The following is an 18,809-nucleotide window of genomic DNA, read 5'->3' on the forward strand; positions in this document are numbered from 1 at the left end:
CCGCGGCGGCGGGACGCTCACGACTGCTCGGCGCCGGGCCCGTCGGTCGACTTCTCCTTCGGGAAGTACTGCAGTGCGAAGGCGGCCAGCGCGCAGGCCGTCGCTGAGCTGAACGCCGACCAGTTGAGCGTGGACGCGGCACCCTCGACGAGCCCGGGGCTGAGGGCGACGACGCCGAGCAGTTGGCCGAGCACGATGAGCGAGCCAAGCGCGAGGAAAGCGACGAGGGCGATCCAGAAGATGAATTCGAGGGCCTTCTTCACAGCGGATCCTCTCAGCTCGGAATCGGCAGCCAGCCCATGGCGATGAGCCACCCGATGGCGATGACGGGGACGACGAACCAGATGATGAGCGGGACGAACGTCTTCTGGGGGTTGACCTCGGCCATGCCGGAGGCCAGGTAGATGGGTGCGCCCACCGGTGGGGAGGCGCCCTCGGTCGAGGTGCACACCAGGATCGCGCAGATGGCCACGACGGCCGGGACGTCGACGGTGCCCAGGGCGATGACCGCCGGAGCGGCGATGGCCGCTGCCGTAGCCGTCGAGGACAGCGGCGTGGCCACCAGGACCGCGGTGAGGCAGACGACGAGGACGAGCAGTGGTTTGGGCAGGTCCATCTGGGCCAGCGTTTCGGACAGCTGCGGTCCGACTCCGAGCTCGCTCATGATGTTCGAGGCGGCCAGGGCGGCGAAGAGGGAAATGCCCACCGTGGCGAACTGCGGTGCTTCCGCTCGGATCGCCCGGCGGAGGTGTCCCCAGTTGCCGCGCAGGCGCTTGCGGCCCTCGACGAGCGCGATCAGGGAGATGAGGATCGGCACCCAGACGATGATGGAGATCTCTCCCATGGCCGCTTCGCCGATCCGGGCTTCGGACTCCAGCAAGTTGAACAGCGGCCCGAAGGTGAGCAGCACGGGGATGAGGATGCCGGCGAAGATCGTCATCGACGTCCACCCGCTCGCCAGCGCCCTGCGGAAGGGTGCGAGGTGGCGGGAGTCGGTGCGCTCGATGCCGTCGCGGCGGGTCCAGATGAAGACGACGAGCATGCGGTAGAGCACGCAGTAGGCGCCGGCGACGAACAGCGAGACGTAGACGTCACCGGCGCTCACGCCGACGGCGGCCGGCGTCGCCAGGATGATGAACATGGTCGAGTTCGGCGGCAGCGCGACGCCGAGACCGGAGTTGCCGGCCACGAGGGTGGCGGCCCGCGCACGCGACCAGCCGTTCTCCTTCATCCACGGGATCGTCACCGAACCGACGGTGGCGGCGTTGCCCGCGGTCGATCCGGCGACGAGTCCGATGGCCGCGGATCCTGCCGTCGAGACGTAGGCCGCTCCGCCGCGCAGGCGGCCGAAGACGGAGTTGAAGATCTGGATGAGCCGTTCGATGAGGCCCGTGGCCGAGACGATCACGCCCATGAAGACGAATGCCATGCCGGCGAAGGTCACGTCGTTGTCGAGCGCGTCCCAGACTCCGGTCCACAGCAGCGACAGCGCGTCCTTGCCGCCGACGAGCGCGGTGGCCAGGAGGGCTACGAGCAGGGACTCGGAGATCGGTCTCCGGAGCGGGACGTTCATCACGACGGTGACAGCGATGAAGACCAGCAGCGCGAGGATGCCCATCGTGTTTCACCTGTTTCTTCGGTTCAGCCGCTCAGCGCTGAGCGGGGTGCCGGGGGTGTGCCCGGTGGAGCTTGTGGTCGTCGGGTGCTGAGGCCACCGCGCGGTGGCTAGCGGGTGCCGAGTGCTCGACGGAGCAGTTGGGCGAGGTGGAGCCCCTGCTTCTGATCCGCGCCGCGGGCCCCGTCGGCCAGGCCCTCGCGGATCTGCGTGCGGCAGGAGTAGCCATCGGCGAGCACGACGGCCTCCCCGTCGAGTTCGCGGATGCGCGGGAGCAGTTCCCGCTCGGCGAGGCTGCGGGAGAGATCGGCATGACCGGGTTCGAACCCCCAGTTGCCTGCCAGCCCGCAACAACCGGTCTCGATCTGGGACTCCGCGACGCCGAGACGGGCCAACGTCGTCCCGGTGCCTCCGTGGCCGCGGCGGGAGCGCTCGTGGCAGTGGACCTGGGAGAGGGCCGGGATCGGCAGTTCCCCGAAGGGCCAGTCCGCGTCGTCGACGTGCCTGGCGACGACGTCGCCGAGCGTGACGACCTGCGCGGCCAGCCGGTGCGAGCGCGGGTCGGCGGCGAGGAGTTCGGGGGCCTCTTCGGTGAGCATCGATGCGCAGGACGGTTCGAGGACGACGACGGGGGTGCGGCCGTCGATCCACGCGTCCAGCGACTTCAGGGTGCGGGCGAGGACCTGCTGCGTTCGCGCGAGTTGGCCGGTCGAGTGCCAGGTCAGCCCGCAGCAGAGGAATCCGCGGGGAACGATCACGTCGTAGCCGAGCGCGGTGAGGACGGCATGGGCGTCGGCGGCCACGTTCGCGTCCAGGTGGTTGGTGAAGCTGTCCGGCCAGAGCACCACCGTTCCGCGGGAGACGCGCTGCTCGCTGGTCGACGTCGAACCTGTCGGTTGCTGCTCGGCGCGGAACCGCCGTGATTTCGACAGGGACTGGAAGCTGCGCGGGGAGAAGCGGATCATCGAGCGGCTGGCGTCGACGCCGCCGAGCCGCATGACGGCCTTCTCCACGGGGCGGATGGACAGGAGGGCGTTGACCGCTCGCGCGGCGCCGGGGATGAGGTGCAGAACCCTGCTGGTGAGCGGCAGCCAACCCATCGAGTAGTGGGCCATGGGGCGGCGCCGACCCGCGTAGTGCTGGTGGAGGAACTCCGACTTGTAAGTGGCCATGTCCACGTTGACGGGGCATTCGGAGGCGCACGCCCGGCACGAGAGGCACAGATCGAGCGCGTCCTTGACGTCCTCCGAGCCGGTGCCCTCCGGGTGGAGGTCGCCGCGGAACATCTCGGAGAGGATGCGGGCTCGGCCGCGAGTGCTGTGCACCTCGTCGCGGGTGATCTGGAAGGAGGGGCACATCGCCCCCTCGTCCGAGCGGCAGGCGCCGACGCCCACGCATCGGTTGACGGCGTTGACGAGTGAGCCCCGGTCGCGGCTGAGCGCGTGCACGGGGACGAACTCCTTGCTTCGCTGCCCCGGTGCCGGGCGGATCCCGACGTCGACGGCATCGGGGTCGACGAGCACACCCGGGTTGAGGGCGCAGTCCGGATCGAAGGCCGTTTTGAACGCGGCGAAGGCCGCGAGCGCCTCGGGCGGGTACATGTGCGGCAGCAGAGCGGACCGAGCCCGACCGTCGCCGTGCTCGCCGGAGAGCGAACCGCCGTGGGCCGCGACGGTGGCGGCGGCATCGGACATGAAGGCCCGGAAGACATCGAGGCCGTCCTCGGTGCCGAGCTCGAAGGAGATGCGGATGTGGACGCAGCCTTCGCCGAAGTGCCCGAACGGGATGCCCCGCAGACCGTGCTCGTCCAGCAGGGCGTAGAGATCGCGGAGGTAGTCGGCGAGCTGCTCGGGCGGCACGGCGGAGTCCTCCCAGTTCGGCCAGGCCTCGCCGCCGTCGGGCAGGCGCGTGACGAGACCCGCCGCGGATTCCCGGATCCGCCAGAGCTTCCGCATCTCGACCGGATCGGAAACGATCACCGCGTCCACGGTGCGGTGCTGGGGGTGCGAATCGAATTCGGCCACGAGTTCCTCGGCGCGCATCCGGGCGTCTTCGGCCGTCTCGCCGGTCGTCTCGCAGTAGAGCCAGCCACCTGCCGGGCGCGGATCACCGACACCGCCCGGGAGGATGTCACCGGCATCGCGGCCCTGGCTGATCCGCAGCACGTCGAGGAGGTCTCCGCCCATGCCCTCGGAGGTCACCACGCCGTTGCGCCGGGTCAGCGGCGCGGCCGCGGCAGCGTCGAAGACGGTGGGGAAAGCGAGGACGGCCAGGGCGGTGGCCTCCGGCACGGGGACGAGCTGGACGACGGCCTCGACGATGATGCCCAGGGTTCCCTCGGAGCCGGCGAAGGCCTTGGCCGTGTCGAAGCCGTTCTCCGGGAGCAGGTGGTGCAGCCCGTACCCGGAGACCTGCCGGGGGAATCGACCCAGGGTGGTGCGCAGCAGCGCGAGGTTCTCGTCCCGCAAGCGAAGGAGGGCCCGGTCGAGTTCGGGATCGCTCGTCCCGCCTCGCTTCAACGTGACCAGCTCGCCGTCGGCGCGCATGACGGTGAGCTCGACGACGTTGTCCGCGGCAGTTCCCCAGGCGAGCGAGTGGGATCCGCAGGCGTTGTTGGCGATCATGCCGCCGACGGTGCACCGGCTGTGGGTCGAGGGGTCCGGTCCGTAGGTGAGGCCGTGGGGAGCCGCCGCCTCGCGCAGGGCGTCGCAGACGACGCCGGGTTCGATCCGGGCGGTGCGCGCCTCCGGGTCGATTTCGAGGATGCGGTTGAAGTGCCTCGAGGTGTCGATGATCAGGCCCTCGCCGATCCCGTTCCCGGCCACCGAGGTGCCGCCGCCGCGGACGGTGATCGGCCACCCCTCCTCCTGCGCGATGCGCACCCCGGCCCGGATCTCAGCGCGGGTCCGGGGTTCGAGGACAGCTCGGGGGACGCGGCGGAAGATCGAGGCGTCGGAAACGTATGCGCCCAGCGCGGCGCGGTCGGTCCGCAAGCGCGCGCGGATGTCCTCGTTGGACGCTGTCGTCACCGCGGTCTCTCCCTTCGGGGGTGATCGGTGGTGACGTCCGCAGGCGGGCCTGCGCGGAGGGCGCCCGACTCGAATCGTGGGGGAAGTCACCGGCGGCAGGACAGTAACATGTTACTCGTGGAGGTTGGCAACCACGCGGTTCGTGATCCCAGCTCGGCCACGTCCCCCTGCCCGGACCGCGCCGACGTGCGCCCGCTGAAACGCCGCGGCAGCAGCGGTCGAAGGACCGCTGGTCGAGTTGATGCGCAAATCCGCCTCCTGGAACGGATCCGCGATCGAGCAGTCCGAAGTGGACCTGCCGTCCGGTGTGCGCGGTTCCAGTGCGTTGGGTGCCGCGACGCAATCCGGTCAGAGCGAGAGAAGGCAGGCGATCACGAGCAAGGGCGCGAGGCGCGCAAAGGTCAGCGGCTGATAACCCGTGCTCAGCTCGGGTCGGTGGAGGCTCTGATCACCAGGGTCGGGGGGAGGCGCACGGATTCCGGCTCATCCCCGGCCATGGCCCGCGCGAGCATGTCGACGGCGGCCTTGCCCATCTGCTTCACCGGGGTCCGCACCGAGGTCAGCGGGATCGGCAGTTCGGCGGCCAGCGGGGTGTCGTGGTAGCCGGCGACCGCCAGGTCTTCGCCCGCTCGGATGCCGTGGTCGCGCAGGGACCCGATCGCGCCGATCGCGGCGAAGTCGTTGACGGCGAAGATCGCGTCCGGCGCCGGGCCGCGGGCTAGCAGCTCGTCGGCGCCCCGGTGGCCCTCCGCGACGTCGAGACCTGCCCGGACGATCCGGTTCTCGGGCACCTCGATGCCCGCTTCCCGGTAGCGGTCGAGGAATCCGGCCGTGCGGTCGCGGGCCGTGCTCGCGAACTCCGGCCCGGCCAGCAACGCGGCGCGCTCGAAGCCGCGGTCCAGGAAGTGCTCCGCGACCAGCCGGCCGCCGAGGTAGTCGTCGCAGGTCGCGGCCGGGAAGCTGCCCGACCACCTGTTGACCAGCACGAACGGGACGCCCCGATCGGCGAACTCGGTGAGGAACTCGCTGTCGAGGTGGGCGTCGCCGAAGATCATCCCGTCGACGCGGCGGGCGAGCATCACGTCGGCCGCGGATCGCTGCCGCTGCGCGAGGTCGTCGGTGTTGGTCACGAACGTCGACAGGCCGGCATCCGCTGCTGCGGCGTGGATCCCCTCGTAGACCATGGCGAGCACGAGGTCCGACAGGCGCGGGACGAGCACGCCGATCAAGCCGCTCCGCCGGGTGCGCAAACTGGCCGCGTGCGGATTGGGCCGGTAGTCGAGCTCCTCGGCGATCTGGCGGATCCGCTCGGCGAGTTCCGGTGAGGCTGCCGCGCGCCGCTCCTGCGCCGTTCCGTTGAGCACGCGGGAAACCGTCGAGGAGTGGCTTCCGACGGCCTCCGCGATGGCGCGCAACGTCGCGGGGCGGCGCGGCTTGAGCGGCGCTCCGCGAGGCGCGTCTTGCGTCGACATCGGAGGAACTCTACCCAGCCCCTTGACTCCTGGCGGACAAGACCAGCATAGTCACCCAAACGTTTGGGGCAAACGTTTGGGTGCACTGAGGGTTTTCCATCCTCGTTTTGCGTGGCGGTGCGGGTGGCGGAACCTCAGCGCCCGCCTGGTCTGCGGGTGCCAACCCTGATGTATGCCAATACACGGCGGCTTGGCCGTCCTCGCCAGGCGAACGCTGAGAACCCGCGGCGGTGCCGGTTGCGAGGGTGGGTTATGCGCCTGCGGCGCATGCGACCCTCGCCGCGCGGTGCCGGTCGTGCTTCGCGGTCGCTGCCCGAGCAGGATGGAAAAGCCTCACTGGAGGTGATCGAGTGAACGTCGAACTGCTGGCGCCAGACCACGAACGGCTGTGGTCCGATCTGCACGATCTCGCGCGGCTGACCGAGCCGGATTCGGACGGCTGGACGCGCCGGGTCTTCAGCGAGCCGTACCGGGCGGCCCGGGACTGGGTGCGCGGCCGGATGCGCGACGCCGGGCTGGAGGTCACCGTCGATCCCGCGGGCAACATCGTCGGTCGGCTTCCGGGGCGGCACGGTGGCGCGCCGCTGGTCACCGGCTCGCACACGGACACCGTCCAGGGCGGCGGGCGGTTCGACGGGATCGTGGGGGTGCTCGGCGGCATCGAGGTCGCGCGGCGGCTGCGGGAAACGGGGACCCGGCTCGACCACGACCTCCTCGTCGTCGACTTCCTCGGCGAGGAGTCCAACCCCTACAGCGGCAGCTGCCTCGGCAGCCAGGCGGCCACCGGGGTGCTCACGACGGAGAACCTGGATCGGGTGGACGCGGGCGGCAATCGGCTCGGCGACGTGGCGACGTCCTTCGGGCTGGACCCCGGCGGGATGCTCACGCCGACCTGGGCGACGAAACCGCTGCACGGTTACCTCGAACTGCACATCGAGCAGGGGCCGACGCTGGAGCAGCGCGGTGTCGGCATCGGGATCGTCACCGCGATCGTCGGCATCGAGCGCTTCCTCGCCACGTTCACCGGCCGGTCCGACCACGCGGGGACCCGGCGGATGGACGATCGGCGGGACGCGTTGGTCGCAGCCGCCAGGACGGTGCTGACCGTCGAGCGCGAGGGGTGCGCGGGGCCTGGTGCTGCGGTCGCCACCTGCGGTGATCTGCTGGTCGAACCGGGTGCGGAGAACGTGGTGCCCGGCCGGACGCGCCTGGCGGCCGAGTTCCGCAGCGAGGACCAGGTCTGGCTGTCCGGTGTCCGTCGGCGGATCGTCGAGGAGATCGCCAGGGAGAGCGCCGAGAACGGTGTCGAAGTGCTGATCGACTGGACCGTGGACAACCCGGTCGTCCCGACGAATCCGTCCGTGCAGAACCTGACGTCGGCCGCCGCCGACGAACTCGGCCTCCCGTGGATGGCGATGCCGAGCGGCGCCGGCCACGACGCCGCGCACCTGGCGGCCCGCTGCCCGGCCGGGATGATCTTCGTGCCCTCCCGGGAAGGCCGCAGCCACTGCCCCGAGGAGTGGACCGACGCGGACCAGATCGCCACCGGCGTCCACCTGCTCGCGACCACCCTGGTCCGCATGGACCAGGAGACCACTGTGGACAACGGCTTCGCGGCCAGCCGGTGAGCGCACCTGCCCGCCCTCGCCCTCCGGAGAAAGAGTCCACAATGGAGAGATGTACCGGGATGCCGGTCGTCATCGCCGGCAGGGATCGCTAGTCTCCGGTGAATGGGATTGGTCGGCTCTTCGCGGACGCGCTTGGTGGTGATCCGGGGGAACTCGGGTAGCGGCAAGAGCTCCGTCGCGACGGCGGTGCGAGAGGCGCTGGGGCGAACGTGCGCGCTGGTCCCGCAAGACGTGATGCGGCGGACGGTGCTGAAAGAACGCGATGTGGCCAACGGTTTCAACATCGGTCTGATCAGCACCGTCGCGCGATACGCCCTCGACTGCGGATACCACGTGATCGTCGAGGGGATCCTCACCGCCCAGCGCTACGCGACGATGCTGACCCAGCTCGCACGAGATCACCGCGGCACCACCGCGTTCTACTACCTCGACGTCTCGTTCGAGGAAACCCTCCGCCGCCACGAAACCCGACCGAAGGCCGCCGAGTTCGGTCCCGAAGAAATGCGAGCCTGGTACCGGGAGCACGACGTCCTCCGGTTGCCCGCCGAACAAGTCATCCCGGAGACCTCCAGCCTGGAGCAGACCACCCACCGAATCCTCGCCGAAGCCTTCGGCGAGCAACCCCGCAACGCGACCAAGTCGTGAATGTTATTCACGTGCACCTGCGCGGGTTCGAGGGCTGGTGCTCGTGATGAGTCGTGATCGACCTGGCTGAACTTGGTGCGATCGGGGGTGTTCCTCTGGGAAGATCTCCGGCTATGAGCCCGGTTCTGGAGTTCGAGGTGAGGTTGCAGGCTGCCGAGCGCCGGAAGGACGCGCTGCGGCTCCGCGGTGACCTGCGGGATGCGTTGCTGGACGCCGGAGCCGTTCGGGCCGACGAGGTCGACGTCGACCAGCCCGAGCCCGGGCGCCGGTCGGCGGCCGTCGACATCATCGGGCTGGTCGTGCAGTTCGCCGGAACCTTCGCCGCGGCGATCCAGGTCATGCAGGGCTGGCAGCGGAAGAAGAAGCGGGACGAAACCGATAAAACGCTCACCTTGACGGTCGACGGCGTCACCGTGACGCTCAGCGAGGTGCCGACCCCGGCGGAGCTCGAAGCGCTGCAGAAGCTCATCGACGGGCGCGAAGGCCGGGCCGACCATGAGCGATGACCCGCTCGCGGTCCTGAGCGTCACGGTCAGCGAGGAGGACGGCGGCACTCGCTACCGCTACGAGCTGCGGACTTCCGGCGGGACCGAATTCGGTGCGCTGGAACAGGAGTACTCGCTGGTCGTCAGCCAGAGCCTGGTGCGCGATCTGTGCGAGGAGATCGACGGGATTCTCAAATCGGCGCTCGACGCATCCCTCGGCGGGACGCCGTCCAGCGGGTCGGACCTCCGCGACGAGCTGGTCAGGACCGGTCAGACGCTGTACAGCCAGCTCTTCCGCCCGGTGAAGGGCACCGACGAGCCCGCGCTCATCACGAAGGTCCGCGAGTCGCAAGGCCCGTTGATGGTGCGGAGCAACGAGACCCTCGTGCCGTGGGAGCTGCTCCACGACGGGACCGACTTCCTCGGGCTCACCCACGACCTCGGCCAGGGCTCGGTGGTGCGGACCTCGCCCCACCCCGGCCGCGAGATCGGCCCGGTCGAGAAGGCGCTGATCATCGGTGACCCGCTCGAGGACCTGCCCGCGGCCAGCCACGAAGCCGCGCGCGTTGCCGAGTGGTTCACCGCGCGCGGCGCCGAGTGCACGGTGCTGCGGGGGTCCAAGGCGACGCTGGCGAACGTGGTCCGCGAGCTCACGTCGACCCAGTACGACCTCCTGCACTACTGCGGCCACGTCACCGTCCGCTCGGACCCCGCGAAGAGCGGTCTGCTGCTCCACCAGCGGCGTTTGCTCGACGAGCACGCGTTGGAGACGGCTGCGGTGGTGGGCGCGCCCCCGGTCGTCTTCGTCAACGGATGCAAGGCCGTCGGGCCGGTCGCGAACCTGTGCCTGTCCTTCATGACCCTGGGCTCGAAGGTCGTGATCGGCACCCGTGCCGAAGTGGGGGAGGAGAGCGCGAAGCGGTTCGCCGAGACCTTCTACCGGGAGCTGCTGGACGACAAGACGGCCGGTTCGGCGATGCGGGAAGCCCGGCGCGCGGTGCTCAGCGAGCCGGACTGCGCGTGGGCGTCCTTCCTGCTCTACGGCAATCCGAGCGTGCACATCACCGGCCGGAACCCGGCGCCGGCCCGTCCGCGGGTGCAGGAGCGGGGGGAGTACTCGCCCGAGGCGGTCGAGCTGCTGGACCGCGTCAACGCCGCGGCCAAGGGCATCGTCACCTCGACGGACCTCCTCTTCGGGCTGGTCACGTGCCCGGAACTGCAGCCGTCCATGCGGCGCACCATCGGATCGACCAACCTGGCGGTCCTGACCGCGACGCTCTACGGCGTGATCGGGGCGGATGTGGGGGTGGACGCGCGCCCGGGCAGCACCAACGGCCGAGCGCCCGACGTGCAGCGGTCCGACAGCGTGGAGGCGGCGCTGGTCAAGGCCAAGGAGATCGCCTCGGCCGACGGCCGTTCCATGGTGACCCCGCAGGACATCGCCGCCGCGTACGTCGAGACCGGCGGCGGTAGCTCGGCCCGGCTGCTGGAGATCATCAACGTGTCGTTGCAGCAGTTGCTCCCGCCGGACAGCGCGCGCGCCGAGTCGCAGCAGGCGCCGACGCGAACCTCGTCGGGTCTGGCCGCGCAGTGCTTCGACGACGACGGGCGGTTGCGCACCGACGCCTTCGACGATTCCGCTGTCCGGGCCCTCCGCGCGGCACTCCTGCTCGCTGCCGGGAGGCGCACTGCCATCGGTTCGGACACCTTCCTGCAGGGGTTCGGAATCGCAGGCAGCGCCGTGCTGCGCGCCGCGCTGGAGAAGCAGGGGGACGTCGGAAAGCGGGCTGTCCGCGCGCTTTCGTCCCCGACGCCGCGCCGCAAGCACTTCTCCGAGCGCTCGCTCACGGCGTTGGGCACGGCCAAGCCCGCCGCGACCGGAGCACCCGCCGATGAGGTCTCACTGCTGCTCGCGCTGCTGGCCGATGAGGCGTCCGGAGCCCGAAAAGTGCTGGAAGGACTCGGTGTCGACGGCGTGCGGCTGATCGAGGACCTCCGCCGGCCGGACCGGGAATGAGGAACATCGGCGAAGTCGTCGTCCCGGACAAGTAGAGTTCGCGCGGAGGGTGGTTGTGACGTGGAACACGAGCGGTGAGGCTTCGTCATGGCATCAGCGACGAAACGCGGGCAGTGGCGACTCGTGCGGCAGCGCCGAGCTCGCCGGGCGTTGGCCGCCCTCCAGGACGGACGTGCGAACGACGCGCTGCAGGAGCTGAACCATCCCGGTGCCGTCGGCGATGAAACCGCCGAAACCCTCGCGGCGGTCGCTGCCGTCATGGCCACGCAGACGTTGTCCGACGCCAGCAGGTGCGTTGCCCTGCTCGAGCGGTACCGGGACGGTCGGTACGCCGCGGAGGCGTTCGAGGTGGCCACCCGCGCGTTGGAGCCGGTGCTCCGGATCGTGCCGGGAGCCTCGTGGGAGCTGATCGCCCACGTCGCGCAGCTGACCGGTCGGCTGATGCAGGTCGCGGGCGCACTGCCCTGGGGTTTCTACAACCTCGCGGTGTACGCCATGCAGACCGGGCAGTTCGGGCTGGCCTCCAGGTATCTCGCGGCTGGTGCGACCGCGCCCGCCGGAAGCTGGCCGCCTGTGCTGCTCGGCGCGGCCTGCGCTGCTGCTTTCGGCGACCCGGCTTCGCTCGGCCGGTGCCTGTCCAGCGCGGCCGTCGATGCGCACTTCGCCCAGGACTTCCGGTTCTTCCGCTTCGTGGCAGGGGTGTTCGAGTGCTTGCGGGATGATCGCCCCGTCCAGGACGTCGAGTTCGGTGCGGTGCTCGGGGAAGCCAGCGGGTCCCTGGTCCGCACGATCCCGCAGTTGTCCGCGTTGAAATCCGTGTTAGCAGCCGCGATACACGGGGGACCGCCTCGCGTCCAGCAGACCGCGCTCGAGGGTTGTGCCTGGGGGCAGTGGTTGTGCGGCCGCCTGCGGTACGCCGAGGACGAGGCCACTGCCGTCCTGTCCGATCACGCGCCCGAGCGGGGGCAGCCGGCCTTGATCTGGCAGCGCCTGGGGAACGTGCAGGACTTACGCCCACTGTTATCGGACGAGGTCGCACGGGCGTTGCCGGCACAGCTAACCGACTTCGGCGCTCGCTTCACCGACGGGACGGCCTGGGGACGGCTCGTCGAACTGCGGATCGCCTTGAGCGAGGACTCGTCGACGGCAGCGGCGGCATCCCGCTCGGAACCCAGTCCTTGCCCGTGGTGGCCGGTCGACGGGTGCCTCCAGCGGGTGGCCGCCCAGGAGCAGGCGGTCGAGCGCGGCTACTTGGAAGCCCGGCTGGCGCTGCGAGCAGGTCAGACCGATGCAGCGCTCGAATGGTTCGCACGTGCGAGACCTGGGCTCACCGGCCGAGGTTTGGTGGCACGTCTCGTACGACTGCGCTACGAGCCCCTCCTGGACTACTGGGAAGGCGTGACCTTCGCGCACGCCGGTCAGACGCGGCAAGCTGCGGAGTTCCTCCAGCGCTGCGCGCACGGAGTCAAAGCACGCGAAGCAAGAGCGCAGCTCGGTCTGCTCGCCGTCGCAGCAGGGGAAACCACCGAGGCGGCGCAGCTTCTGGAGACGATCTCAGCGCCACGTCCGGCTTCGGCGGACTACCTCGCCGCCCTCCTCGCCGGACGCAGCGGCGAGGTGCAGGAAGCGGAGCGCCTGGTGGACGGCTTCGCGGGCAGGGAAGCGGCCGCCGGGGCTTATGCCGCGGCAGGGCACCGGATGCTGGGGCGGCTGCACGAGGTGAAAGGCGAGGTCACCGAGGCGACCCGGCGGTACCGCCAGGCGCTGACGAACCGGCCGGAGGACCCGGTCGCGGCTGCCCGGTTGGCGAGGGTGTGGCTGCGCCAGCGCTACGACGGGGCGGAGATTCCGCCAGAACCGTTGCTGGACAGCAGTTCTCTCGAACGGACCTGGGCGGCTCCGCTGCTGGTGGTCCGGGATTGCCTCGACGGCGTGACAGGTGAGCCGCTGCGGGCGTTGCTCGACCCGGGACCGGCCGATCCTGTGCTGAGGCTGCTCGTCGCGCGGCGTGCCGTCGAGGCAGGCGAAGACGCCGTCGGCGAAGCCCTGCAGAGGTGGGCCGCCGACGGGGATCCGGATCTGGTCCGGGCGGCGCTGTCCGTGCGCGCTTCCCGCCTGATCAGGGAGTTCTGCCTCGCCGAACCAGGCGGCTCGGCCAGAGCGGAACTGGTTGCGCTGGAAGAAGAACTGCGCTCCGAGGCCGACGACCCGGTGCTCGCGTTCTGGGCTGGGACGGCGAAACTGCTGCTCCACCCCGAATCGGCCGCAGAAGCGCCCCCGCTGCCGACGATGGAGGACGACTCCCGATCCGGCGCGGTGAGGCTCTTATCGGGTCTCCTCTCGGTTTTCGCCGCGGACCCGCAGCAGCGCGAGCTCGGTGCCCGACATGCCCGACGAGCGCTCGAAACCCAGCCCGTCGCGCACCCGGCGATTCGGTGCCTGATCGCCGATGCCCTCGGGGAGGACGGGGAATTCCTGGCCGCCTACGGCGGAATCGAGGAAGACCTCCTAACGCTGCCCTGCGCGCCCGTGGCGGGCTACCTGGCGGCGACGGAGGCCAGGCTGCGCACCGGGAACCTCGACGCGGTCATCGACGGCCACCTGCCGGACGAACTCGCTGATCTCGCCAACCCGGAGGTGCGCCGCGCGATGGGCATCGCCTACGCCAGACGGGCGGTCCGCAGCTCGGAACGGGACATCCGCCGGGCGCTGCGCGACATCGACCAGGCCCGCACCCTCCTCCAGGAGCCGGCATGATCACCGACGCTTGGGGCGTGGACGTCGAACCCGAGCTCGCCGCGGTGCTCGGCGACGGCTCGGAGCTGGCCGCCGAGGCCGCCGAGACCGGGTGCCGGTTCGTCGAACCGGCGCACTTCCTGGCACTCCTCGCCCGAGGCAGCGGGACGATCCTGCACACGACGTTCTTCCGGCCGCGCGGGGTCGATCCCACCCGGTTCTGCGAGCTCCTCTACGGCCGAGCGCTCGACGAGGACCGGGAACCCGGGATGCCGACCGGAACCGGCGCGGAAGCGATGTCCGAGGCGTCGCGCCAGCTGCTCGACCTCTTCGCGCAGCGCGCCAACGCATCGGGGACCGTCCGGGCGGGGGAGGGCTTGTTCGTCCTGACCCTGCTCGACCTCGTGCCGCAAGCCCGTCCGCTGCTGGTGGCCATCGCTGGCTCGGACGAGGCCTTCGAGCAATTCCTGGGGCGGCTGAAGGACTTGGGGCGTGCGTCCTCACCAGCCGAACTTTTCGACCCGACCACCGGCGTGCTGCAGAGCGAGGCCTTCGACGGCTCGGGCAAGCGGGTGCTGACCCTGCTGCGCGAGGAGATGGCGGCGCTGGGCTGCCGGCGGGCCACCGTGCTGCACCTGCTCTACGCGCTGGTCGGGATCGACAGCGGGATGCTGCAGAACGCCTTGCAGTTCCAGGGAATCGACCCGCTGCGCGAGGTCCACAGCGCCTTGGCGCTGCAGCTCCGCCGTCCTGCGGCCAAGCGGGTCGACCGTCCGGAGCTGAGCGGGGAGACCCTGTACCCGGCTGTGGTCGAGGTGCTCAAGCAGGCGGTCGCCGGCGCGGCCCGCTTCGGCGCCAAGCCCGGGGAGGTCAACATCGCCCGCGCAGCCGTGGCCCAGGAGCGCGGTGTGATCGCCGACTGGCTCGCGGGCCGCGGGCTCGACCCGGCCAAGCTGCGGGACTACCTCGAACACGCCGAGCCCGCCGACGAAGACGACGTCGACGAGCAGCTCACCCCGGTGGCGGAGATCGGTGACCGGCTGCGGGAGCGGATCCTCGGGCAGGACCACGCCGTCGCCCGGATCCTCCCGTGGATCAAGCGCCTCCGGTTCGGGTTCCCGCGGGATCGCGGCCCGGCCGCGGTGCTGCTGTTCCTCGGGCCGAGCGGCAGCGGCAAGACCGAGCTGGCCAAGGAACTCGCCCGCGTCGTCTACGGATCCGACGAGCACCTGCTGATGCTGGAGATGGGGCAGTTCGCCACCAAGGAGAGCCTCAACGTGTTCATCGGCGCACCACCCGGCTACGTCGGCTACGGGGAGGGGAAGCTGACCAACGGGCTGCGGGACAAGCCGCTGAGCGTGGTGCTGTTCGACGAGATCGAGAAGGCGCACGAGGACGTCTGGCCCGCGCTGCTGCGCTTCCTCGACGAAGGGCTGATCGACGACCCGGCCGGCCCGACCCGCGACGGACGCGGCTGCGTCGTCGTCCTCACCTCCAACCTGGGGTCCGAAGTCGCGCCACCGGCCGCGTCGGTCGAGGACGGCCGACTGGACGACGCGGCGGAGTCCGAGATCCGCGAGGTGGTCCTGAAGTACTTGAAGCGCCCGGAGATCTACAACCGGGTGGACGACAAGATCGTGTTCCGGGCGTTCGACGAGCACACCTACCGCGAACTGGTCGGTCGCCAGGTCGCCCTGGAGACCGCGAGGTTCGCGGACCGCGGCGTCGACGTCCAGGTCCTGCCGGAGGTGTCCGACTGGCTCACGCGCCGGGCGACGGCGGGGCACCGGGAAGGTGCGCGCATCGTGCCGCGGCTGACCAGCCACTACCTGGTGTCCCCGGTCATCGACGTGCTCACGCTCGGCGATGGCGGGGCCCCGGAACGGGTCGTCGTCGGGTTGCGCGGGGACCGCACCTTCGCGGAGGGGGCCTAGCGGATGGCGGATCTGGCTGCGGGAACCGTCCTGGACGACCGGTTCGTCATCCGGCGGTTGCTCGGCTCGGGCGGCTTCGGCACCGTGTACCTGGCCGACCAGAAGGTCTTCGACCTGACGCTGCGGCAGGTGGCGCTGAAGCTGTTCCACCGCGACCTGGTCACCGGGGACAACGCGAGCGAGCAGCTCAACGACGCGGCCGTCGTCATGCGGCTGCAGGAGGAGCAGAGCTACCCGGAGGCGACCAGGCACCTGATCACGGTGCTGGACGCCGGGATCCTGCAGGGCGAGGGGGCGCGCGCCTACATCGCGATGGAGTACGTGACCGGGCACCGGATGCCCGGCGGCGCCACGGCGCGGACGCTCGCCGACTTGAGCCAGGCGTACCGGCCGGTTCCGGTGGCGCTGGCGTTGCGCTGGATCACGCAGGTCCTGCGCGCCGTGGCGTGGATGCACACCCTCGACCCACCGGTGCTGCACTGCGACCTCAAGGCGGACAACGTCCTCGCCGACGGGCCGGACAGGTTGAAGGTGGCCGACTTCGGGCTGGCGCAGGTCGCGTTCGGCTCGATCGGGTTGTGGGGCGGCGTCGGTGCGATCACCTGCCAGGCGCCCGAGGTGCTTGCGGGCGTCGAGCCGACGCCCGCGTCCGACGTCTACTCGCTGGGCCTGATGCTGCACGAAATCCTCGCCGGCCGGCATCCGCTGACCGACGTCGGCATGGCCGAGCTCGCCGCCGACGACTCCGACGGGCACCGGCGGCGGCAGCTCGAGGCCAGGCACGCCGGGATTCCCCGGCTCACCCCGGACGACAACCCGGACCTCGTCGATCATCCGCTGGTCGGCGAGCTGGTCGGCCGGTGCCTGCGGTTCCGGGCGACGGACCGCTATCCGAACGCGGAGGTGCTGCTGCGCGAGATCGAGGCCTACACCTCCGGTGGCGCGCTGGTGCCCGCCGCGGTCGAGGCGCCGGACGGGTCCGAAGACCTCGAACGGCTTCTCGCCGAAGTCGAATCCTTCGACGGCCAGCACAACCCGGAGAAAGCCTTTGAACGGGCCGAAACCGCGCTCGCCCGGTTCCCCGAGGCCGTCGCCGCGCACCTCTGCATCGCGAAGCTCCGCCTCAAATCGGGTGTGTGGGCGGAAGCGCTCAAGCACTGCGCCACCGGACTCAGGCTCCCGGCGCTCACCCCGGCGGAATCCGCTGCGTTGCTCGAGGTGAGCGCCGAAGCCTACGACGCTGGCGGGAATCCGTCGCTGGCCGGCAAGATGCGCGAGCGCGCGAGGGCCGCACGACGCGGAGGCCGCCGATGAGCGAGGACGAACTGCTGCGGCGGCTGGACGAACTGGGCGCCGAGCTCAAGGTGCGCGACCGCCCGGAACGGCGGGCGTGGAGCGCGCTCGAGCCGAACGGCAACGGCTGGCCGAGCCGGATCCACGACGACCAGGCGCTCGAGCTGTGGCACGACGTGCTGATGCGGTTCCCCGACGACCTGAGCGCCACCCACCACCTCGCGATCACGCATCACGCGCGGGCGATCGACGCGGAGAACTCCGAGCAGCCGGACCAGGCCGACGAGGACTGGCGGCAGGCCCTGGTGCACTGGCACCGGTTGTTCGACGCCGACGAGTTCTGGACCTGGCTGGCCGAGCACGTCGACGTCGAACCGGACCTGCTGCCGCAGGTCCGGCTGGACCTGGCCGAGCGGGTCGTGCGGCTGCACTTCGACATCGCAGCAGATGAGCGGACTCCGCTGCAGCGCGCCCGGTTCCACGTCCAGCTCGCCCTCGGCTCGCAGTTCCCGGCGGAACTGGTGGAACGGGTCCGCATCCACGCCTACGAGCAGGCGATCGCCGGTCTGGACGCGGCGGTGTGGAACCACGACACCATCGGAGCCGACGCCCTCGGCCCGGCCATCCGGACCGTGACCGGTCATCTCGAACGGGACGAGGATTGCGCGCCGGCCTTGCGCGACCTGCTCAGCCTGCTGACCCGGGTGCAGGCGGGGCACGTGCAGCAGGCGAACGCGAGCGACCTCGAGGAGCGGACCGGGGCGCTCGAGGAGATCCGGGCGACGGCCCGGCGCTACGACCCCGACATCTCGCGGCTGGAACCGGAGCTGCTGGAGGTGGGGCAGCACGATCCGCTGCTCACCGACCTGGTCCGGTGGCACTCGTGGGTGGGCCAGGCGTGCGACGCCATGCGGGACTTCGACGAGGCGAGGCGGCATTTCGCCCGTGCTCTCCGGGCTGCGCGGGCCGCGGCCGATCCGCGGCTCGACGAGATCCGCGAGGACTGGCAGATCACCACGGTGCTGGCCGCGAGGGACCACGTCGACGACAACCGCGAGCTGGCGCTGGAGCTGCTCGGCTCGGTCAAGGATTCCGACGGGCTGTCGGCGTCCGTGCTGCTGGCCAGGGCTGACACGTGGTTCGAGCTGGCCGAGCTGGACAAGGCCGAGCGCGATGTGGACGCGGCGTTGTCGGCCCTCGACTCGCCGCTGCCCGATCTGGGCGGTGCCGACCCCGCCACCCTGCGGTCCAGGTGCCACTCGCTGCGCACGGTGATCCGCCAAGAGCGGCTGTCGCCGCATCTGAAGAAGGCGGAGCAGGCGGCCGATTCCCACCGCTGGGCGGACGCCATCCGAACGCTCGACGGAGTCCTCGCGATCGAAGCGGAATTCCCGCCCGCCCTGGTGCTGCGCGCGGAGTGCTACCTCGGCCAGTTCGAGACGGACGCGGCCGAGCGCGATCTCGTGCTGGCCGAACGGCGCTGCCGCGAACTCGGCGACCAGCGGGGCCTGGAGATCGTGCAGCACTTGGCGGACCAGCAGGCCAGCCTGCACAAGACGGTCGCAGCGCACGGCGGCCCCGCCGCCTTCCGGTTGCAGCAGGAGGGGATCCGGGAATTCGAGGACGGGCATCGGGACAAGGGGGTCGATCTCCTGCGGAAAGCGCACGCGACGTCGGGCCCGCGAGGGCGGACGGAGAACGGCAAGATCCTCGCGGGATTCCTGAACGCCGTGGCCGTCGACCTGCTCAACTCCGCCGCGGAGTCCATGTCCGACGTCGGATACCTGGGCCGCTTTCCGGGATCAGTCCCGCAGCTGGACGCGATCCGCCGGGCGGAGGAGCTGTTGACCGAGGCCGCATCGCTCGATCCGGCCGATGCCATCAAGCAGAACTTGATCACTGCCCTGCGGTTGCGCACGGGGCTGGAGATCAACCGCCGCTGGTGAGTCCTTTGT

General features: G+C 70.6%; 12 protein-coding genes. 8 read left to right on the forward strand and 4 right to left on the reverse strand.

What is annotated here, in order from left to right; all coding sequences use genetic code 11:
* Positions 1-17 precede the first annotated feature (17 nt).
* The 4 genes from OU415_RS16675 to OU415_RS16690 all read right to left on the reverse strand — a co-directional run bounded on the left by OU415_RS16675 (position 18) and on the right by OU415_RS16690 (position 6,116).
* On the reverse strand, positions 18-263 hold the full coding sequence (locus tag OU415_RS16675) for a hypothetical protein (RefSeq protein ID WP_270949724.1): 246 nt from the start codon (positions 261-263) through the stop codon (positions 18-20).
* A gap of 11 nt (positions 264-274) precedes the next feature.
* A complete protein-coding gene (locus OU415_RS16680) occupies positions 275-1,618 on the reverse strand; it encodes a TRAP transporter large permease subunit (RefSeq protein ID WP_270949725.1) in 1,344 nt (447 codons plus the stop codon).
* Positions 1,619-1,725: 107 nt separating this feature from the next.
* Complete coding sequence (locus OU415_RS16685) at positions 1,726-4,644, reverse strand: FAD-binding and (Fe-S)-binding domain-containing protein (protein ID WP_270949726.1); 2,919 nt, start codon at positions 4,642-4,644, stop codon at positions 1,726-1,728.
* Between the two features lie 422 nt (positions 4,645-5,066).
* Positions 5,067-6,116 (reverse strand): LacI family DNA-binding transcriptional regulator, encoded by a 1,050-nt coding sequence (locus OU415_RS16690; protein ID WP_270949727.1) that lies wholly within the window; start codon positions 6,114-6,116, stop codon positions 5,067-5,069.
* Positions 6,117-6,466: 350 nt separating this feature from the next.
* Between OU415_RS16690 and OU415_RS16695 the strand changes: the two genes are divergently transcribed.
* The 8 genes from OU415_RS16695 to OU415_RS16730 all read left to right on the forward strand — a co-directional run bounded on the left by OU415_RS16695 (position 6,467) and on the right by OU415_RS16730 (position 18,800).
* Entirely contained in the window at positions 6,467-7,744 is a 1,278-nt protein-coding gene (locus OU415_RS16695) for a M20 family metallo-hydrolase (RefSeq protein ID WP_270949728.1), read from the forward strand.
* 102 nt (positions 7,745-7,846) lie between these two features.
* Positions 7,847-8,389: a kinase gene (locus tag OU415_RS16700; protein ID WP_270949729.1), complete on the forward strand. Its 543-nt coding sequence runs from the start codon at positions 7,847-7,849 to the stop codon at positions 8,387-8,389.
* Between the two features lie 113 nt (positions 8,390-8,502).
* Positions 8,503-8,895, forward strand: a complete 393-nt coding sequence (locus OU415_RS16705; protein ID WP_270949730.1) for an effector-associated constant component EACC1 — start codon at positions 8,503-8,505, stop codon at positions 8,893-8,895.
* Positions 8,885-10,891: a CHAT domain-containing protein gene (locus OU415_RS16710; RefSeq protein WP_270949731.1), complete on the forward strand. Its 2,007-nt coding sequence runs from the start codon at positions 8,885-8,887 to the stop codon at positions 10,889-10,891. The genes OU415_RS16705 and OU415_RS16710 overlap by 11 nt, the downstream gene beginning before the upstream one ends.
* An 87-nt stretch (positions 10,892-10,978) precedes the next feature.
* A complete protein-coding gene (locus OU415_RS16715) occupies positions 10,979-13,648 on the forward strand; it encodes a tetratricopeptide repeat protein (RefSeq protein WP_270949732.1) in 2,670 nt (889 codons plus the stop codon).
* The gene (locus OU415_RS16720; RefSeq protein ID WP_270949733.1) at positions 13,645-15,561 is read left to right on the forward strand and encodes an AAA family ATPase; all 1,917 of its coding nucleotides are present in this window, start codon (positions 13,645-13,647) and stop codon (positions 15,559-15,561) included. The genes OU415_RS16715 and OU415_RS16720 overlap by 4 nt, the downstream gene beginning before the upstream one ends.
* Positions 15,562-15,564: 3 nt before the next feature.
* The gene (locus OU415_RS16725; protein ID WP_270949734.1) at positions 15,565-16,875 is read left to right on the forward strand and encodes a serine/threonine-protein kinase; all 1,311 of its coding nucleotides are present in this window, start codon (positions 15,565-15,567) and stop codon (positions 16,873-16,875) included.
* Positions 16,872-18,800: a hypothetical protein gene (locus OU415_RS16730; RefSeq protein WP_270949735.1), complete on the forward strand. Its 1,929-nt coding sequence runs from the start codon at positions 16,872-16,874 to the stop codon at positions 18,798-18,800. The genes OU415_RS16725 and OU415_RS16730 overlap by 4 nt, the downstream gene beginning before the upstream one ends.
* The last annotated feature ends 9 nt before the right edge of the window (positions 18,801-18,809 follow it).

Source organism: Saccharopolyspora oryzae, from assembly GCF_027853915.1.
Lineage (GTDB): Bacteria > Actinomycetota > Actinomycetes > Mycobacteriales > Pseudonocardiaceae > Saccharopolyspora > Saccharopolyspora oryzae.

Bases quoted from the DNA above. Each gene is read 5' to 3' on its own strand.
- OU415_RS16710 (WP_270949731.1), top strand. From the start codon at position 8,885: ATGAGCGATGACCCGCTCGCGGTCCTGAGCGTCACGGTCAGCGAGGAG.
- OU415_RS16705 (WP_270949730.1), top strand. From the start codon at position 8,503: ATGAGCCCGGTTCTGGAGTTCGAGGTGAGGTTGCAGGCTGCCGAGCGC.
- OU415_RS16715 (WP_270949732.1), top strand. From the start codon at position 10,979: ATGGCATCAGCGACGAAACGCGGGCAGTGGCGACTCGTGCGGCAGCGC.
- OU415_RS16680 (WP_270949725.1), bottom strand. From the start codon at position 1,618: ATGGGCATCCTCGCGCTGCTGGTCTTCATCGCTGTCACCGTCGTGATG.
- OU415_RS16720 (WP_270949733.1), top strand. From the start codon at position 13,645: ATGATCACCGACGCTTGGGGCGTGGACGTCGAACCCGAGCTCGCCGCG.
- OU415_RS16700 (WP_270949729.1), top strand. From the start codon at position 7,847: ATGGGATTGGTCGGCTCTTCGCGGACGCGCTTGGTGGTGATCCGGGGG.
- OU415_RS16690 (WP_270949727.1), bottom strand. From the start codon at position 6,116: ATGTCGACGCAAGACGCGCCTCGCGGAGCGCCGCTCAAGCCGCGCCGC.
- OU415_RS16730 (WP_270949735.1), top strand. From the start codon at position 16,872: ATGAGCGAGGACGAACTGCTGCGGCGGCTGGACGAACTGGGCGCCGAG.
- OU415_RS16725 (WP_270949734.1), top strand. From the start codon at position 15,565: ATGGCGGATCTGGCTGCGGGAACCGTCCTGGACGACCGGTTCGTCATC.